Source organism: Archangium sp., from assembly GCF_036277355.1.
Taxonomy (GTDB): Bacteria; Myxococcota; Myxococcia; order Myxococcales; family Myxococcaceae; genus Archangium.
Window position 1 is genome coordinate 15,461 of sequence record NZ_DASUNC010000065.1, and the last position, 16,407, is coordinate 31,867.

Annotated in this window: 16 protein-coding genes; 12 read left to right on the plus strand and 4 right to left on the minus strand. The window is 69.3% G+C overall.

What is annotated here, in order from left to right:
- The first annotated feature begins 4 nt into the window (after positions 1–4).
- Positions 5–847, plus strand: a complete 843-nt coding sequence (gene nadC, locus VFZ09_RS17710; RefSeq protein ID WP_329728766.1) for a carboxylating nicotinate-nucleotide diphosphorylase — start codon at positions 5–7, stop codon at positions 845–847.
- Positions 848–856: 9 nt separating this feature from the next.
- On the opposite strand, the gene VFZ09_RS17715 is transcribed toward nadC, so the two are convergent.
- A complete protein-coding gene (locus tag VFZ09_RS17715; protein ID WP_329728767.1) occupies positions 857–2,473 on the minus strand; it encodes an alkaline phosphatase family protein in 1,617 nt (538 codons plus the stop codon).
- A gap of 96 nt (positions 2,474–2,569) precedes the next feature.
- Here VFZ09_RS17715 and VFZ09_RS17720 point away from each other — a divergent pair, with 96 nt between their 5' ends.
- The 4 genes from VFZ09_RS17720 (at position 2,570) to VFZ09_RS17735 (ending at position 4,999) form a co-directional block, all read left to right on the plus strand.
- Positions 2,570–2,971, plus strand: a complete 402-nt coding sequence (locus VFZ09_RS17720) for a thioesterase family protein (protein WP_329728768.1) — start codon at positions 2,570–2,572, stop codon at positions 2,969–2,971.
- A 38-nt stretch (positions 2,972–3,009) separates the two neighbouring features.
- A complete protein-coding gene (glpX, locus tag VFZ09_RS17725; RefSeq protein ID WP_329728769.1) occupies positions 3,010–3,975 on the plus strand; it encodes a class II fructose-bisphosphatase in 966 nt (321 codons plus the stop codon).
- Between the two features lie 27 nt (positions 3,976–4,002).
- Positions 4,003–4,431: an SRPBCC family protein gene (locus VFZ09_RS17730; protein WP_329728770.1), complete on the plus strand. Its 429-nt coding sequence runs from the start codon at positions 4,003–4,005 to the stop codon at positions 4,429–4,431.
- Between the two features lie 388 nt (positions 4,432–4,819).
- Positions 4,820–4,999 carry a hypothetical protein gene (locus VFZ09_RS17735; RefSeq protein ID WP_047857058.1) on the plus strand — a complete coding sequence of 60 codons (180 nt, stop codon included), beginning with the start codon at positions 4,820–4,822 and terminating at the stop codon, positions 4,997–4,999.
- A gap of 96 nt (positions 5,000–5,095) precedes the next feature.
- Here VFZ09_RS17735 and VFZ09_RS17740 read toward each other — a convergent pair whose 3' ends face one another.
- Positions 5,096–6,214 (minus strand): ADP-ribosylglycohydrolase family protein, encoded by a 1,119-nt coding sequence (locus VFZ09_RS17740; RefSeq protein WP_329728771.1) that lies wholly within the window; start codon positions 6,212–6,214, stop codon positions 5,096–5,098.
- A gap of 46 nt (positions 6,215–6,260) precedes the next feature.
- Here VFZ09_RS17740 and eno point away from each other — a divergent pair, with 46 nt between their 5' ends.
- From eno to VFZ09_RS17760, 4 genes are read left to right on the plus strand one after another with little or no spacing between them, the layout of a single operon-like run.
- A complete protein-coding gene (gene eno, locus VFZ09_RS17745) occupies positions 6,261–7,550 on the plus strand; it encodes a phosphopyruvate hydratase (protein ID WP_329728772.1) in 1,290 nt (429 codons plus the stop codon).
- Positions 7,551–7,565: 15 nt separating this feature from the next.
- Positions 7,566–8,345 carry a 5'/3'-nucleotidase SurE gene (surE, locus tag VFZ09_RS17750; protein ID WP_329728773.1) on the plus strand — a complete coding sequence of 260 codons (780 nt, stop codon included), beginning with the start codon at positions 7,566–7,568 and terminating at the stop codon, positions 8,343–8,345.
- 2 nt (positions 8,346–8,347) lie between these two features.
- Entirely contained in the window at positions 8,348–9,265 is a 918-nt protein-coding gene (locus tag VFZ09_RS17755; RefSeq protein WP_414640713.1) for a peptidoglycan DD-metalloendopeptidase family protein, read from the plus strand.
- 58 nt (positions 9,266–9,323) lie between these two features.
- A complete protein-coding gene (locus tag VFZ09_RS17760; protein WP_329728774.1) occupies positions 9,324–10,757 on the plus strand; it encodes a glycoside hydrolase family 1 protein in 1,434 nt (477 codons plus the stop codon).
- On the opposite strand, the gene VFZ09_RS17765 is transcribed toward VFZ09_RS17760, so the two are convergent.
- Complete coding sequence (locus VFZ09_RS17765; protein ID WP_329728775.1) at positions 10,754–11,719, minus strand: hypothetical protein; 966 nt, start codon at positions 11,717–11,719, stop codon at positions 10,754–10,756. The genes VFZ09_RS17760 and VFZ09_RS17765 overlap by 4 nt on opposite strands.
- Before the next feature lie 101 nt (positions 11,720–11,820).
- Between VFZ09_RS17765 and VFZ09_RS17770 the strand changes: the two genes are divergently transcribed.
- From VFZ09_RS17770 to VFZ09_RS17780, 3 genes are all read left to right on the plus strand, one after another.
- Positions 11,821–13,182 carry an MFS transporter gene (locus VFZ09_RS17770; RefSeq protein WP_329728776.1) on the plus strand — a complete coding sequence of 454 codons (1,362 nt, stop codon included), beginning with the start codon at positions 11,821–11,823 and terminating at the stop codon, positions 13,180–13,182.
- A gap of 92 nt (positions 13,183–13,274) precedes the next feature.
- The gene (locus VFZ09_RS17775) at positions 13,275–14,333 is read left to right on the plus strand and encodes a hypothetical protein (protein ID WP_329728777.1); all 1,059 of its coding nucleotides are present in this window, start codon (positions 13,275–13,277) and stop codon (positions 14,331–14,333) included.
- A gap of 16 nt (positions 14,334–14,349) precedes the next feature.
- Positions 14,350–15,486, plus strand: coding sequence for a tetratricopeptide repeat protein (locus tag VFZ09_RS17780; RefSeq protein WP_329728778.1), 1,137 nt, complete (start codon positions 14,350–14,352; stop codon positions 15,484–15,486).
- Between the two features lie 241 nt (positions 15,487–15,727).
- Here VFZ09_RS17780 and lexA read toward each other — a convergent pair whose 3' ends face one another.
- Positions 15,728–16,390: a transcriptional repressor LexA gene (gene lexA / locus VFZ09_RS17785; protein ID WP_329728779.1), complete on the minus strand. Its 663-nt coding sequence runs from the start codon at positions 16,388–16,390 to the stop codon at positions 15,728–15,730.
- Between the last annotated feature and the right edge of the window lie 17 nt (positions 16,391–16,407).

Below are 16,407 nucleotides of genomic sequence, written 5' to 3' on the forward strand. Positions count from 1 at the left end.
TCACATGGATGCCTTCCTGGATCGCCTCATCTCGCTCGCCCTGGAGGAAGACCTCGGGGCGGCGGGCGACATCACCACCGAAGCCCTCGTCCCCGCGGACGCCATGGGCTCCGCCGAGCTCATCGCCAAGGAGCGGCTCGTGCTCGCCGGGCTGGACACCTTCGCCCGCGTCTTCGTGCGCGTGGATCCCGACGTCAAGGTCGAGCTCCTCGCGCGCGACGGACAGGAGGTGCAACCCAAGGCCCTCGTGGCCCGGGTTCACGGCCGCATGCGTGCGCTCCTCACCGCCGAGCGCACCGCCCTCAACATCGTCCAGCGCACCTCGGGCATGGCCACCATGGCCCAGCAGGTCATGGCCGCGGTGCGCGGCACCAAGCTGCGCATCCTCGACACGCGGAAGACCGCCCCCGGCATGCGCTCGCTGTCCAAGCAGGCCGTGAAGGCCGGTGGTGCCTTCAACCACCGCTTCGGCCTCTTCGATGGCGTCCTCATCAAGGACAACCACATCGCGGCCGTGGGCGGCTCCGTCCGCGAGGCGCTCCGCCGCGCCCGCACCAACGCGCCTCAACTGGTGAAGATCGAAATCGAGGTCACCCACCTCGATCAGCTCGCCGAGGCGCTGGAGGAGGGTGCGGACGTGGTGATGCTCGACAACATGGACGACGAGCAGATCCGCCGCGCCGTGGAGCTCACGGCCGGCCGCATCCCGCTCGAGGTCTCCGGCGGCATCACCCTGGAGCGCCTGCCTCGTCTGGCGAAGCTCGGCGTGGACTTCGTGTCCATGGGCGCGCTCACCCACTCGGCGCGCGCCATGGACCTCTCCCTGGAGATCGTCCAGGCGCGGTAGGCCGTCCGCTCAGCGGCTGGGGACGAGGGCTTCGTAACGAGGCTCTCCCTCGGCCGACGCGGGGAGGTTCATCTCCAGCGCCGCCGCCACGGTGGGCGCCACGTCCGTGGTGCTGATCTCCCGCGGGTAGATGCCCGGCTTCACTCCCTTGCCCGCCAGCACGAGGGGCACGAGCTGATCGTACGCGTACGGGGTGCCGTGGTTGGTGCCGACGGACTCGGCGCTGATGACGTGGAAGGGCTTCACCACGTACAGCACGTCGCCACTGCGCCCCGGGTAGTAGCCCTTGCGCAGGGGCTCCACCCACCCCGCCACGTCCGGCGTCGTGTAGAGGTCGTCGCTCGCCACCGCCAGCGTGATGGCCGGCTGCTTCGCCAGCCAGGCCGCCGCGGCCCGCCGCACCGCCGCCCCGTCCACCTTGCCTCCTTCCAGCGTCTTGCCGCCCAGGTACACGTCCAGCTCCTCGACGGTGGCCGTGACGTCTCCGCCGAACCGCGCGCGCAGCGCCTCGGTCAACCCCTTGGAGAGGGCTCGCGGATCCACCCGCTCGGCATCCACGCCCGAGGCCGCCCAGTGCTCGGGCACCGCCGCGCCGCCGTGGTCCGCCGAGAGCACCACCAGGAGGTTGGCCCGCCCGCCCGCGGCGCGCTCGGCCAGGGCCACCAGATCTCCCACCGCCTTGTCCAGCCGGTGCATCGTGTCCTGCATCTCCCACGAGTTGGGGCCGTACTGGTGGAAGACGCGATCCGTGGCGCTGAAGCTCACCGTGAGCACGTCCGGCACCTCGTCCTTGCCCAGGTTCTCGCCCTCGATGGCCGCCCGGGCCGCCTTCACCACCAGGTCCATGGACAGGGGGGAGATGGCGAACGCGGTATAGGACTGGGGGCCAGGGGAGGGGAGGCCGCCGGTGAGGGGATGCGGAAACACACGCCCCAGCCCGTAGTGCTCGCCCTCGTAGGGCCGGTCATCCTCCCCCACGTACGCGGTGCGGGGCAGCAGCGGCTCCCACGTCTTGTTGAACCACGCCTCGGCGGGGTTGGCCGCGTTGAAGGCCTTCAGCCAGCCCGGCAACTCCTTCGTGTACCAGGTGCCCGTGGTGAACTTTCCCACCGTCTCGTCGAACCAGTAGGCCTGGCCGAGCCGGCCCGCCAGCGGGATGGCCGAGCGCGCCTTGCCCGACAACGCGATGACCTTGCCCTGCTCCTGCGTGGACAGCCGCAGCCGGTCCGCGAACGTCTCCGCCATGAGGTTGGCCGGGCTCACGTCCTCCTGGGAGAGGGGCGCCTCCAACACCGGGTGCGCTGGATCCGGGAAGACGCGCTCGGGCTTGCCCGTGGCCCGGTCGATGATCCGATTGTCCACGATGCCGTGGCGCCAGGGGTTGGCCCCGGTGGCCAGGGTGGTATGGCCCGGCGCGGTGCGCGGCTTGGCGTAGCCATAGCGCGCGTACGGGTAGAAGGCCCCCGAGTCGATGAGCTGCCGCAGCCCTCCCTTGAGGCGCGGCTTCGTGCGCAGCAGCAGATCCGAGCCCATCGCATCCACCGTGATGAAGAGCGTCAAACGGGGGGGCGTGGCCAGGGCGGGTAGGGCGGTGAGCAGCAGCAGCGGGAACAGGACACGGAGCATGGATATGGATCCTCCATGCCTCTTGCTCAGAAGCAACCAACTCCCGAGCCCCATGCTTTCCGGGCGCACACTCCCCTGTTACGGTCGCCGCGACTCATGGTCGAAGCACGAATCCGAGTGATCTACGGCGACACGGACCAGATGGGGGTCGTGTATCACGCCAATTATTTCCGCTACTTCGAGTTCGCTCGCAGTGAGTACTTCCGCTCCCGCGGAGGCAGCTACCGCGAGGTGGAGCGCGAGGGGCTCTCCCTGCCCGTGGTGGAGGCCACTGCCTCCTATAAGTCGCCCGCTCGCTACGAGGACATGCTGCTCGTGCGCCCCTGCGTGAGCGAGGTAAAGCGGGTGTCGCTGACGTTCACCTACGAGATCTTCCGCGAGGGGGGCCCGGATACCCCCCTGTGCACCGGGCGCACCGTGCACGCCTGCGTGGGCCGCGATGGCAAGCCCACCCGCCTGCCGGACGCGGTCGTGCGCCTGTTGCACGAATCGCCCTGAGTCCCCACTTCTTCACGTCGTTTCCAAGGAGACACACAATGGATCGCAACCTGGCAATGGAGGCCGTGCGCGTCACCGAGATGGCGGCCATCGCCTCCGCCCGGCTCATGGGCCGCGGCCACAAGAACGAGTCGGATCAGGCCGCCGTGGACGCCATGCGCCGGGCCTTCGACGCCCTGCAGATCCAGGGCACCGTGGTCATCGGCGAGGGCGAGCGCGATGAGGCCCCCATGCTCTACATCGGCGAGAAGGTGGGCCGGCGCAACCCCGAGGATCCCGAGGTGGACATCGCGTTGGATCCGCTCGAGGGCACCAACCTGTGCGCCTACGGCCGTCCGGGCAGCATCTCCGTGGTGGCCATGGCCGGCAAGGGCAAGCTGCTCAACGCGCCGGACACCTACATGGAGAAGATCGTCGTGGGCCCCCGCGCCCGGGGCGCCATCGACCTGCGCCGCAGCCCCACCGAGAACCTCCACGCCATCGCGGAGCGGATGAAGCTCTACGTGTCGGATCTCACCGTGGTCATCCTCGACCGCGAGCGGCACGCGGACCTCATCAAGGAGGTGCGGGCCGCGGGCGCGCGCATCCGCCTCATCGATGACGGAGACGTGGCCGGCGGCATCGCCACCTGCTTCGAGGACACCGGCGTGGACGTGCTGATGGGCATCGGCGGCGCCCCCGAGGGCGTCATCACCGCCGCGGCCATCCGCTCCACGGGCGGCGACATGCAGGGCCGCCTGGTGCCTCGCAACAACGACGAGATCGCCCGCGCCAAACGCATGGGCATCACCGACATCTCGAAGATCTACACGGCCGAGGAGCTGGCGGGCGGCGAGGTGATGTTCGCCGCCTCCGGCGTCACCACCGGCGACTTCCTGCGCGGCGTGCGCTTCTTCGGCAACGGCTGCGAGACGCACTCGGTGGTCATGCGCAGCAAGACCGGAACGGTGCGTTTCATCCAGTCTCGTCACCGCCTGGACAGCAAGCCGGGTTACAACTTCTAGGCAACCCCCATCGAGGAGACCCGCACCATGCCTGGCGCCTCACGGAGCATCGTCGTCAACGCCCCGCCCGAGAAGGTCTACGACATCGTCACCACCTACGACCGCTACCCCGAGTGGCTCGGCGAGGTGAAGAAGATCCGCACCTCGGATCGCAAGGGCGACGAGGTGAAGATCCACTACGAGGTGGACTTCAAGATCAAGACCATCCACTACACCATCCTCGCCCGCGAGGAGCGGCCCAAGCGGATGTCCTGGTCCTTCCTGGAGGGCGAGGTGATGAAGGACAACAAGGGCAGCTGGGTGCTGGAGCCGGAAGGCGAGGGCCGCACCAAGGTCACCTACAGCGTGGATGTGACCGTGGGCCCCCTGGTCCCCAAGTCCATCCTCAACGCCCTGGTGGACCAGTCGCTGCCCAAGATGCTGGATGCCCTCAAGCGCCGGGCCGAGGGCGCCTAGCGGCTTCGACGCTGTGCGGCATATGCCCTCCGGTCCGCCGGAGGGCAGGCGGGTGGACGGCCCGGAGCCCGCAAGAGCCGTCACTCCGGATGTTCCGGTGACTCCGTCCGGTTGGAGCGCTTGCGGGGGGCGCTGGCTCGATTAGAATCGAGTCAACGTTCTCGGCGTCCGGTGGTTCGAGGCCACATCGTTTCCTGGACATTTCCGCCAACTCCAGGTGCCGGGTGGTAGACGGGCAAGCGTACGAGGTTGCTTGCGCGTATTCAGAAGGAACCAGGGTCCTTACTTTGCATCTGAAGTACTCAGAAGCCGATAGGGTGGCAGGAAACCAGGAGCGGGATGGCGGGCGTACATCAGGGTACGTAGGCTGAGTGGAGAAACCGAACCCATGCTCGACGCCTTCATCATCGAGGAAATCAAGCGCCGGGAACGCAACCGGGAAGAGCGGGATCGCCCCGCCCTGGAGATCCCGCTGCCGCTGCCCGAGGATCGTCCCAAGCGCCGGTCCGACGCCGACGACGACGAGAAGCCGCAGCGCGGCGTCATCATCATCGACCTGCTCGGCTGAGCCGGTCCCGCTTGCGTCATTCCGAGGCCCGCGGTGGACGTCCTGTCACGGGGACGGCCCACGCGGGCTTCGTGCTTCCTGGTACCTGTGGCCGCCTCACTCCGGCGCCAGCGGCAGCAGCTGGCGGGGGTGGTAGAGCGAGCCGAGCGGACCCGAGCCGGGCCCCAACGCCTCCAGCACGCCGTGCCGCCACTCGGACGGGATGGCGTCCTCGCCGTGGAATGCACCCAGGAGTGCTCCGGCGACGGCCCCGTTCGCGTCCGCGTCTCCACCCCGGTTGATGACGTCCAGCAGTCCGGTCTCGAAGCTGGGCGCGTGCAGCACCTCCCAGTAGGCCAGCCGGAAGGCCACCCGCACGTGGTCCTGCTTCCGGTGCATGTGCAGGTCCGGCCAGTAGAGCATCGGATCCTCCTGCTGGGCCGCGGCCAGGTCCTCCTTGAGGGCCTGGGTGGCGACCGTGACTTCCTGGACGTAGTCGCCCGCCGAGCGGCCGAGGATCGCACTGCCCACCGTCAGCCCGCTCATGGCGGCGGTGATGAGGTCCTCCTTCTTCAACGGCTCGCCCGCGGTGAGGGCGTGCGCGAGGGAGCCATTGAAGGCGGCGCACGCCAGCTGGCAGCGCGGGTCGAAGTGCGTGAGCGCCGAGTCCGCGAGCGAGGCCTGGACGCGGGCCTGGGTGTCCTCGTGGAAGAAGACGCCGAGGGGCGCGGTGCGCGCCAGGCTGCCGTTGTGGGCCACGCGCCGCATGCCCTTCAGCCACACGCGCCGCCCCGCCGTCGCCTTGGGGAGGCCGGACTCGGCCACTTCCGTCAGCACCTCGGTCATGTACTCGCTCAGGCCGGCGGCGTGCCCCTGCCAGGCGAGGTAACGGCGCAGCTGCTGATCCGCGTCATAGGTGCCCAGCTCGCGCAGGCCCACGCCCAGGCAGCTCGCCATCTGCCCGTTCTCGCCCACCTGGCCCCTGCGCAGCTCGAAGGGGCCACCTCCCTTGAGGGCGCGGTGCGGCCCGTCCGCCAGCTGGGGGAAGGGAGGGGCGGGGAGCAGCCGCGCCTTCAAGGGGACGCCGAGCGCATCTCCCACGGCGAGCCCCAGCAGCGCGCCTCGGCCACGCTGGCTCGGGTAGGGGTCGGGTCCAGGAGTGACGGGTCGGCGTGGAGGCGGCATGCGAGGGGGGGAAGAGCCTTCAGGGGGCCGACAGTGTAGCAGCCCTCCCATCGAGCAAGCTTGCGAGGGCGGGAGCCGTCCTCTAGAACCCCGCGCCATGACCGAGATTGCTCAAATCGTGGCGCGTGAAGTGCTCGACTCCCGCGGCAACCCCACCGTGGAGGCCGAGGTTTTCCTGGCGGGTGGGGCCAAGGGCCGTGCGGCGGTACCCTCCGGTGCTTCCACCGGTGAGCACGAGGCGCTCGAACTGCGGGACGGGGAGAAGGATCGCTACCTGGGCAAGGGCGTGCGCAAGGCCGTCACCCACATCATGGACACCATCGCCCCCGAGCTGGTGGGCATGGACGCGGCGGACCAGTTCGCGGTGGACCAGCAGATGCTGGAGATGGACGGCACGCCCACCAAGAGCAAGCTGGGCGCCAACGCCATCCTCGCGGTGTCCATGGCCACGGCGCGCGCGGCGGCGGATGCCTTCGGCGTTCCCTTCTACCGCTACGTGGGCGGGGCCCAGGCGCGCACCCTGCCGGTGCCGCTGATGAACATCCTCAACGGTGGCGCCCATGCCGACACCCGCGTGGACGTGCAGGAGTTCATGGTGGTGCCCGCGGGCGCTCCCTCGTTCTCCGAGGGCCTGCGCTGGGGCGCCGAGGTCTTCCACGCGCTGAAGAAGATCCTCAAGGGCCGCAAGCTGGCCACCGGCGTGGGTGACGAGGGCGGCTATGCCCCGGACCTGCCGGCCAACGAGGAGGCCCTCAAGCTCATCATGGAGGCCATCTCCGCGGCGGGCTTCAAGGCCGGCGAGCAGATGTTCCTCGCGCTGGACGTGGCCGCCAGCGAGTTCTTCGACAAGGGCTCGAAGAAGTACCGCCTCAAGGGCGAGGGCAAGGAGTTCGACGCCAAGGGCATGATGGACTACTACCAGCAGCTCGTGTCGCGCTACCCCATCGTCTCCATCGAGGACGGCATGGCCGAGGACGACTGGGAGGGCTGGAAGGGCCTCACCGACGCGCTCGGCGAGAAGATCCAGCTGGTGGGCGATGACCTCTTCGTCACCAACGTGGAGCGCCTGGGCCGCGGCATCCAGGGCGGCGTGGCCAACTCCATCCTGGTGAAGGTGAACCAGATCGGCAGCCTCACCGAGACCTTCGACGCGGTGCGCATGGCCCACAAGGCCGGCTACACCTCGGTGATGAGCCACCGCTCGGGCGAGACCGAGGACACCACCATCGCGGACCTGGCCGTGGCGCTCGACTGCGGGCAGATCAAGACGGGCTCGGCGTCGCGCTCGGACCGCGTCGCCAAGTACAACCAGCTGCTGCGCATCGAGCAGGAGCTGGGCGCCGGTGCGCGTTACGCGGGCAAGCGGGCCATCAAGGGCCTGAAGTAAGGAAACGAGAGAGACGTGGCCGACAAGAAACCTCGCATCCTGGTCTCCAACGACGACGGCTACTTCTCCGAGGGCCTGCGCGCCCTGGCGGACGCGGTGAGCCCGCTGGGGGAGGTGTGGGTGGTGGCACCGGACCGCGAGCAGAGCGCGGCCTCGCACTCCATCTCCCTCAACCGCCCCCTGCGCATCACCGAGGTCCGGGAGCGCTGGTTCGCCGTGGATGGCACCCCGGCGGACAGCGCTTATCTGGCGATCCATCACCTCCTGAAGGATGATCGCCCGCGGATCATGGTGTCCGGCATCAACCACGGGGCCAACCTGGCCGACGACGTCAACTACTCGGGAACGGTGGCGGCTGCCCGGGAGGCGGCGCTGCTGGGCATCCCGTCCATCGCCTTCAGCCTGGTGTCGCGTGCGCCGTTCGACTTCCAGCACGGGGCGCGTTTCGCCCGCTCGCTGGTGGCGGCGGCGCTCGCCCAGCCCAAGCTGCCGGCCCGGATGCTGCTCAGCGTCAACATCCCCCGGGGCGAGCCCAAGGGCTACGCCATCACCCGCCTGGGCCGTCACTCGTACGGCTACGACGTGGTGGAGAAGGAAGACCCGCGCGGCCGCAAGTACTACTGGATCGGCGGCAGCACCTACGAGCACGAGGACATCCCCGGCAGCGATTGCAATGCCGTGCACGATGATCGCCGCATCTCGGTGACGCCCCTCAACTTCGAGCTGACCGACACCCAGTCCCTGGCGGCGTTGTCGGGTTGGACCCTCGAGGGATTCAGCAAGGGAGGGGACTGAGGTTGGCGGTGGTGGGCGCCAGCCCGGCGCGGGCAGCGGGGTTGCTGCTGCTCGCGCTGCTCGCCACCACCGGCTGCGCGGTAGCGCAGGGCGTCACCCGTCCTCCCGTTGTGGCTGATTCCACTCCCGCGCCTGTCTCCGAGTCTCCCCCCGTGGAGCTCGGAGAGTTGCGCGAGCCCCACCCGGAGCCGGAGCTCGTCTCCGTCCGGCATACCGTGGCCCCGGGCGAGACGATGTACCGCATCTCCCGCACCTACGGCATCACCGTGGAGGAGCTGTCCGAGGCCAACGGCATCTCCGATCCGCGCACCCTCGCCGTGGGCCAGGAGCTGATCATCCCCGGCTTCGAGAAGCCGGTGCGGGTGGCCACCGAGTCCTCTCCCACGCCGGAACCCGAGCGGGAGCGGCCGGGGCCGGGCTCGAAGCCTCCCGCGTCCGAGCGTCCGCCCAGGCCTCCCGTCGTCGTCACGGCACCGTCACGTCAGACGCCCCGGCCCACGACGCCTCCAGCGTCTTCCCGCCCCGTGCCGGAGACGAAGGGCATGTTGGACTGGCCCCTGCGCGGGGTGCTGTACGCCCGCTTCGGGAAGAAGGGCCGCGAGCCGCATGATGGCATCGACCTGGCGGCGCCCGCGGGCACGCCGGTGAAGACCGCCCAGGAAGGCTCCGTGCTGTACGCGGGCGAGCAACGCGGCTACGGGCTCATCGTCATCATCCAGCACTCGGAACACCTCATCACGCTCTACGCGCACAACCGCGACCTGCGCGTGCGCACCGGCCAGAAGGTGCGGCGCGGCCAGGTCATCGCCACCGTGGGCGAGTCCGGCAAGACGAGCGGCCCGCAGCTCCACCTGGAGGTGCGTGTCGGCGGCAAGCCGGTGGATCCGCTCGACTATCTGGGCCCGCTGCCAGCGTCGTGACGCTCCCGGGACGCTCCCGGTTGCCGGACGGGTGGACTCCCGTGGTAGGGGATCGCCCATGAGCCTGCTCCACGCCGCGAAGATCGCCCTCGGTTCCCTGGTCAAGGCGCCCCATCCGCCGGCCCCTCCGCGGTCCGGTCTGGCGCCCCTGCCTCCCACGCGGCAGGTGCTGCCGTCCGGCTTCCTGCTGGGCGCCGCCACCGCCAGCCACCAGGTGGAGGGGGGCAACGACAACGACTGGTCCGAGTGGGAGAAGGGCTCGTACCCGGACGGCAAGCCCCACATCAAGCACCGGGACGTGTCCGGGGCGGCGTGTGACTCGTGGAACCGCTTCTCCAGCGACGTGGCGCTGCTGCGCGAGCTGGGGGCCAATGCCTACCGGCTGTCCGTGGAGTGGAGCCGGCTCGAGCCCGAGGAGGGCTCGTGGAACGAGGCGGCGGCGGACCGGTACCTGGAGTGGATGCGGATGCTGCGCGCCCAGGGGATTCAACCCATGGTGACGCTCAGCCACTTCACCCTGCCGCGCTGGGTGGCCGCCCAGGGCGGGTGGGCCAATGAGAAGACGGTGGAGTGGATCGCCGCCTACACCCGCCGGGTGGCCCGCAAGCTGGGCTCCGAGGTGGACCTGTGGTGCACCCTCAACGAGCCCAACGTGCTGATGGCGTTCGGCTACATGAAGGGCGAGTGGCCGCCGGGGTTGAAGGACGGGAAGCTCGGGCTGCAGGTGCTGGCGCGGCAGATCCGCGCCCACGCCCGCATGGCGCGCGAGCTGCGCGAGCACGACACGGTGGACGCGGATGGAGACGGCCACGCCACGCGGGTGGGCATCGCGCACCACGTGCGCATCTTCCAGCCGGCCACGCGCTCGCCCATGGATCGGGTGATGGCGGGCTTCACGGATCGCCTCTTCAATCAGCTGCTGGTGGATGTGAACCGCACCGGCCGCATCCAGATGTCCGTGCCGGGCATGGCGGACATGGACGAGGCGGTGCCGGACCTGAAGGGCTCGTACGACTACCTGGGGCTCAACTACTACTCGCGGGACATGGTGCGCGCGGACTTCAGCAGCCCCACGCTGTCGCGCCAGTACGTGGCCGAGGGCCGGCCGGTGAACGACCTGGGCTGGGACATCTACCCCGAGGGCCTCTACCAGGCGCTGAAGCGCTACGGGCGGGCGGGCCTTCCCATCTACATCACCGAGAACGGCATGGCGGACGGGAAGGGGGAGCGCCGGCCCGGCTTCCTGCGCGAGCACTTCGAGGCGCTGGTGCGCGCGGCCCACGAGGGCGTGGACGTGCGCGGCTACTTCCACTGGTCCCTCATGGACAACTTCGAGTGGGCGGAGGGCTACGAGCCGCGCTTCGGCCTGTTCCGGGTGGACTACGGCAGTCCGGACAGGAGGCGGGTGCCGACTCCGGCGGTGGCCACCTTCCAGGAGCTGGCGCGCGGCCTGGGACTCAGCCCCCAGGCGCGCACGGACGACGCGGCCTAGAAGACGAAGTCCTGCTGGAAGGCGAAGCCCACGCCCACGAAGGGGATGGCCTGGGACGTCTCCTGGCCGGCGCGGTAGCGGTGGCGCACGTGCCACGCCGCCGTGAGGAAGGCGGTGGGGTGGTTGAAGGAGGAGTAGCCTCCATCCTTGAAGGTGTAGGCCACGAGCGCGCCCAGCCGCATGTTGGCGTTGTTCGCGGCCTTCACGTCCTCGCCGGGCCGGAAGTTCTCCTCGTCGTAGAAGGGCAGGAGGTAGCGGAAGGTGGCGCCCAACGTCAGCGGGCCGGCGAAGTAGACGAGGTTGACCTCTTCCGTGAGCACCAGGCCGCGGCCGGGGAGCAGGGTGTCCGGGCCGGCGTCGTACCAGAGCGTGTCATCCCCCCGCAGGCGCATGTTGAAGTAGTCGAGGGTGACGACGTTCTGGAGGGCGACGGGCCCGACCTGGGCCTGCAAGGTCGGCTGCAGCATGGCGTGCCAGCCGAGGGTGCCGTAGGTCCGTTGGGAGGCGGTGTTCGCGCGCTGCACCGCGTCGGAGTACTCGTCCAGCGGGGAGCGGAAGGACTGGAGCATGCCGGCGGTGCCGAAGAAACCGTAGGCATCCACCAGGGCCTTGAGGTTGAAGACGGCGATGGGCTGCCAATTCACCAGGGGCCCCACCGCCGTGTAGCAGGGGTTGATGCGCACCTGTCCGCCCAGTCCCACGAAGGTGTCGCGCCAGAGGATGTCCTCGCTCTGACCCAGACGCCGCGTGTCGCTGATGCGCACCTTGTACTCGGCCACCGTCGGATTGACGCCCCCGCCCACGAAGTGATCGAAGTTGAGGCGCCGCGCGGGCATGCCGGTCAGCGGAGGCGTGGCGCGAGGAACCTCGGGGGTATCCCCGGTGGGTCCCTCGGCCAGCGAGTTGGAACCCAGGAGCAGGAGACCGCACAACAGGGTACGGGCAGAGGCGGAGGAAGGCATGGGGCCCTCTTTCCTTCGTGGGGGGCTCCGGGGCATCGTGTGGACCGAAACGCGCCGGGGCCAGAATGGGGGCCCCATGCTACATCAGGAATGAGGCGACCTTGGAAGTCACGGCCGCGGTGCTACCCCACGAGTCCAAACGGTTGGGCACGCTGGAGCAGCTCTATCTGACGTTCTTCTGGTTCTCCAGCAACGTGCACTGGGGCGCCATCCTCACCATCCTGGTGCAGTCCCAGGTGCTCGTCATGGTGGGGGACGAGTCCAAGGGGGCCGGGGTGGGCACGGCGATCGCCATCGGCTCCCTCACCGGCATCCTCGTGCCGCCCCTGCTGGGCACCTGGAGTGATCGCGTCAGGCTGCGCATGGGGCGGCGGCGGCCCTTCATGCTGGTGGGCACGGCGCTCAACCTGGTGGCGCTGGTGGGCATGGCCACCTTCCCCTTCCTCAAGACGGACAGCCTGTGGGGCTTCACCGGCGCGTACTGGTTGTACGTGGGGGCCTACCTCATGGCCAACTTCGCCAACAACGTCGCCACGGCCCCCTACACGGCCCTCATGCCGGACGTGGTGCACCCGGAGCAGCGCGGCTCCGTGGCCGGGTGGTACGGGTTGATGACGCTGCTCGGCAATGGCGTGGGCATGGGCCTCGCGAGCTCCATGGTGAGCCAGCAGGCCTCCCTGGGCGAGTTCCAGGGGCAGATCTACCGCGTCTACCTGCTCATCGGCCTCATCCTGGTGGTGGGCGTGCTCGTCACCGTGCTCGGCACGCGCGAGCAGCCGCTCACCACCGAGCCCAAGCCCTTCGACTGGGGCTCGTTCCTGCGGGGCTTCGTGGCGCCGTTCCGCTCGCTGGACTTCCGCTGGGTGTTCCTCACCCGGATGTTGATGTCCATGGGTGTGTTCAGCGTCCAGAGCTTCCTCATGTTCTATCTGCGGGACGTGGTGAAGGACTTCTCGGTGTTCGGCCGTCCGCTGGCCACGACGCCGGAGCTGGCCGTGCTGGGCGTGTTGGGCCTGCTGCTCCTGCTGGCCCTGCCCAGCACGGTGATCGCCGGAAAGCTCTCGGACCGGTATGGGCGCAAGCGCGTGGTCTACGTCGCCGGAGGCATCCAGGCGGTGGTGGCCGCGGGCTTCATCGTCACCGACAACTACCTGGCGGCACTCTTCATCGGCGCCCTGTTCGGCGTCGGCTACGGGGCCTACGAGAGCGTCAACTGGGCGCTGGCCACGGACGTGCTGCCGGACATGGACGACGCGGCGAAGGACATGGGCATCTGGCACATGGCGCTGACGGTGCCGCAGTTCCTGGCCACCCCCGTGGCCGGGTGGCTGCTGGACACCTTCAATGCCTTCGGCAAGCAGGGCGGCCGGTCCACGCTGGGCTACACCGTCATCTTCGCCATCGCCATCGTCTACTTCGCACTGGGCACCGTGTTCGTGGCCCGGGTGAAGAAGGCCCGCTGAGCGACGCTGGCACACCGGGCGGGCAGGTGGGCCCATGCCGGGCCCGCTTCTCGCCGCCCCGGGTGGGCCGTCTGGTACTAGAGTGGCGCCCCGTGAGTCGCCTTCCGCCACTCCTGCTCGTCCTCCTGCTCGGCACGGCCGCCGGCGCGCAGCCCTCCTCCTCGGAGCCGGAGGCCGCGCCGCCCGCCGCGGAGCCGTCTCCCGAGGCCCCGGAGCCGGCTCCCGTCCTCACCGTCATCCTCCTGCCCCTGGAGAGCAACGCGGATGCCCGGGAGCAGGCCGCGGGTGTGACGTCGCTCCTCGTGAGCCGGCTCGCCGAGTCTTCCCGCCTCGCGGTCTCCACCGCGTCGGATCAAGAGGCCGTCCGCCTCGCGGGCGTCTGCGCCGCGGGCCCGTGTCCCGAGGCCGCTCCCGGCACTCCCGGCTCCAGCAAGGCGCGCTACGTCGTCACCGGCCGGCTCGATGGTTTTGGCTCCCGCTACCTGCTCACCACCCACGTCGTGGACTCGGAGGGTGGACGCGTCCTGGGCCGGCCTCGCATCGAGGTGGCCGCGCGGGAGGCCCTGCCTCGCGCCGCTGTGTCGGTCGCGGATCAACTGCTCGCTACGCTCATCCCGGAGCCCACGGAGCGCGCGATCGTGAAGGCGCCCACCGTCACGAAGGTCCCCGGAGTGGGCTCGTTGCTCGTCGGCGTGCGGTTCAACAACAGCCTCATCTCCAACCTCTCCACCTTCAACCCCGGTGGTGACGTGGAGCTCGGCTTCCAGTTCCATCCCGAGTGGATCGTCTTCGGGCAGGTGGGCCTCACCTACGTGACGGCCCAGGAGGCGGGGCGCAAGGGCGGCCTCAACGTGCTGCCCAGCGTGCTCGGCCTGCGCCACTACCACAACGTCGAGCGCGCCTTCCGCCCGTACTGGGGACTGGGTCTCGGCGTGCAGCTGTCCTTCGGCGAATTCGGCATCTTCCGGCAGACCGGCCCGCTTCCCACCGTCATCGGCTTCTTCGGCTGCGAGTACCTCATCGCCGGCCATCTCGGCATCCAACTCGAGGCCTCCACCAACCTCGCCCAGGCCACGCTCGGTCTCTCCGATGGGGGACTGGGCAGTGGCCTCAACCTCGAACTCAACGCCGGCATCGCCTGGCACTTCTGAGCCCGGAGCTCCCCGCATGCACCCTCGCTGGCGTGTCCTCTCCCTGCTTGCCCTCCTCGCCGCTGGTTGCGAGGACCGTCCCTCACAGCCCTCTCCCAAGGAGCAGGCCGAGGGCTACTACGTGAAGGGCACCACCGAGTACCTCCAGGGCAAGTTCGACGAGGCCCTGACGTCCTTCAACACGATGAAGGAGCTGTCCCCGGACGACCCCCGCCTGCCCGCGGCCATGGGCGAGCTCTACCTGTCCATGGGCCGCCTCGGTGACGCCTCCACCCAGTTCGAGCTCGCCCTCAAGCGGGATTCCAAGCGCTCCACCAATTGGAGCCGGCTCGGCTTCATCCAGGCCCAGCTCGGCAAGGCCGACGCGGCCCAGGGCTCGCTGCGCAAGGCACTCGCCCTGAACCCCAAGGACTTCAACGCCCTCGAGCAACTGGCGGAGCTGCACGTGAAGCGCGGCGAGAAGGACGCCGCCGTGAAGCACTTCGTCCTCGCCGCCGAGGCGAGCCCGGATGCCAGCAAGGCCCCCCTCGTGCTGCGCGCCGTGGACGTGCTCACGGCGGACGGGCGCCACGCCGAGGCCCTGTTGCTGCTGGGCGAGTGGACGGGGAAGGGGGTGCGGACTCCCGAGCTGCTCACCGCGCTCGGCGACGAGCAGGTGCGGGCCGGTGAGCTGCTCCGCGCCGCGACGTCCTACCGTGATGCCGCCGCCGCGTCTCCCAAGGATCCCACGCTGTGGGAGCTCGTCGGGGAGATCTACTCGAAGCTGGAGAAGCCGGAGGAGGCGCTCGCGGCCTACCGCGAGTCCCTGCGCGTGAAGGATCGGGCCATCGTCCACGTGGCCATGGCGCGCCTCCACCTGGGCCGCGATGACCGCAAGGCCGCCGAGGAGGAGCTGGGGCGCGCCCTCGAGACCGTCTCCGGCTCGGACGTCCATGAGCTCACCGAGCTGGCGGAGCTGCTCACCACGTTCGACCGCAAGCCGGACGCCTTGCGCATCCTCTCCAACTTGAGCGCCGAGCCGGACCACGCCAAGAACCTGGACCTACAGCTGCGCACCGCCACCCTGGCCCAGGAGCTGAAGGACGAGGCCACCGTGCGCACCGTGTGTGAACGGATCGCCAGCGGTGGTGTGAAGCTCAAGAAGTGCCCCTGAGCAACGCCCGAAGCGGAAAAGTGCGGCGCGGCCGTCCGGCGCATTCCACTGGTCACCGGTGACGAGTGAAACGCGACAGGCCCATTCCACTGGTCACCGGTGACGAGTGAAACGCAACAGGCCCATTCCACTGGTCACCGGTGACAAGTGAAACGCGACAGGCCCATTCCACTGGTCACCGGTGACCAGTGAAACGGGCCTGGGGCAATCCACTTCCACGCGCGTAGAAGTGAAACGGGGGCTAGTTCTTTCCGCCCGGCAGCTTGCGGTACACGCCGACCACCTGGCCCAGGATCATCGTCGAGCGGAAGTCCGCCTTGCTCACGTAGATGGGCTGCATGGTGGCGTTGGCCGGCTGGAAGCGGATGCGCTCGCCCTCCGGGTAGTAGCGCTTCACCGTGGCCTCGTCCTCGATGAGCGCCACCACGATGTCCCCGGCCTGGGCCTGCGGCGTCTTGCGCACGAAGAGGTAGTCCCCGTCGAAGATGCCGTCGTCGATCATCGAGTTGCCCTTGACGCGGAGCGCGAAGACCTCGCGTCCCTGACCGCCCAGCAGGAAGCTGTCGATCCGGACCGAGTCCTCCACGTTCTCCTGGGCGAGCAGGGGAGCGCCGGCCGCCACCTTGCCCAGCAGGGGGATCTCCACCAACCCCGACTCCTTCTTCACTCCCAGGCCGAGCAGCAGCCGTGCCCGCTTGGTGGGCACCAGTGACCGGCTCTGCTGCTCGCCCCGGTTGAGGTAGCCCTTGCGCTCGAGCGCCTTGAGGTGATCGTTCACCCCGTTGGTCGAGCGGATGTCCATCTCCTCGCCAATCTCGCGGATGGTCGGCGGGAAGCCCCGCGACTCCGTCTCCTTGACGATGAAGGCCAGGATTTCCCGCTGGCGTTCCGTCAGCTCTTCCATGCCTCGCTCCCTCGTCT

What these genes read in the sequence shown, in the direction of transcription:
- nadC (WP_329728766.1), top strand. Translation starts at nt 5, where the DNA reads ATGGATGCCTTCCTGGATCGCCTCATCTCGCTCGCCCTGGAGGAAGAC.
- VFZ09_RS17715 (WP_329728767.1), bottom strand. Translation starts at nt 2,473, where the DNA reads ATGCTCCGTGTCCTGTTCCCGCTGCTGCTGCTCACCGCCCTACCCGCC.
- VFZ09_RS17720 (WP_329728768.1), top strand. Translation starts at nt 2,570, where the DNA reads ATGGTCGAAGCACGAATCCGAGTGATCTACGGCGACACGGACCAGATG.
- glpX (WP_329728769.1), top strand. Translation starts at nt 3,010, where the DNA reads ATGGATCGCAACCTGGCAATGGAGGCCGTGCGCGTCACCGAGATGGCG.
- VFZ09_RS17730 (WP_329728770.1), top strand. Translation starts at nt 4,003, where the DNA reads ATGCCTGGCGCCTCACGGAGCATCGTCGTCAACGCCCCGCCCGAGAAG.
- VFZ09_RS17735 (WP_047857058.1), top strand. Translation starts at nt 4,820, where the DNA reads ATGCTCGACGCCTTCATCATCGAGGAAATCAAGCGCCGGGAACGCAAC.
- VFZ09_RS17740 (WP_329728771.1), bottom strand. Translation starts at nt 6,214, where the DNA reads ATGGGAGGGCTGCTACACTGTCGGCCCCCTGAAGGCTCTTCCCCCCCT.
- eno (WP_329728772.1), top strand. Translation starts at nt 6,261, where the DNA reads ATGACCGAGATTGCTCAAATCGTGGCGCGTGAAGTGCTCGACTCCCGC.
- VFZ09_RS17760 (WP_329728774.1), top strand. Translation starts at nt 9,324, where the DNA reads ATGAGCCTGCTCCACGCCGCGAAGATCGCCCTCGGTTCCCTGGTCAAG.
- VFZ09_RS17765 (WP_329728775.1), bottom strand. Translation starts at nt 11,719, where the DNA reads ATGCCTTCCTCCGCCTCTGCCCGTACCCTGTTGTGCGGTCTCCTGCTC.
- VFZ09_RS17780 (WP_329728778.1), top strand. Translation starts at nt 14,350, where the DNA reads ATGCACCCTCGCTGGCGTGTCCTCTCCCTGCTTGCCCTCCTCGCCGCT.
- lexA (WP_329728779.1), bottom strand. Translation starts at nt 16,390, where the DNA reads ATGGAAGAGCTGACGGAACGCCAGCGGGAAATCCTGGCCTTCATCGTC.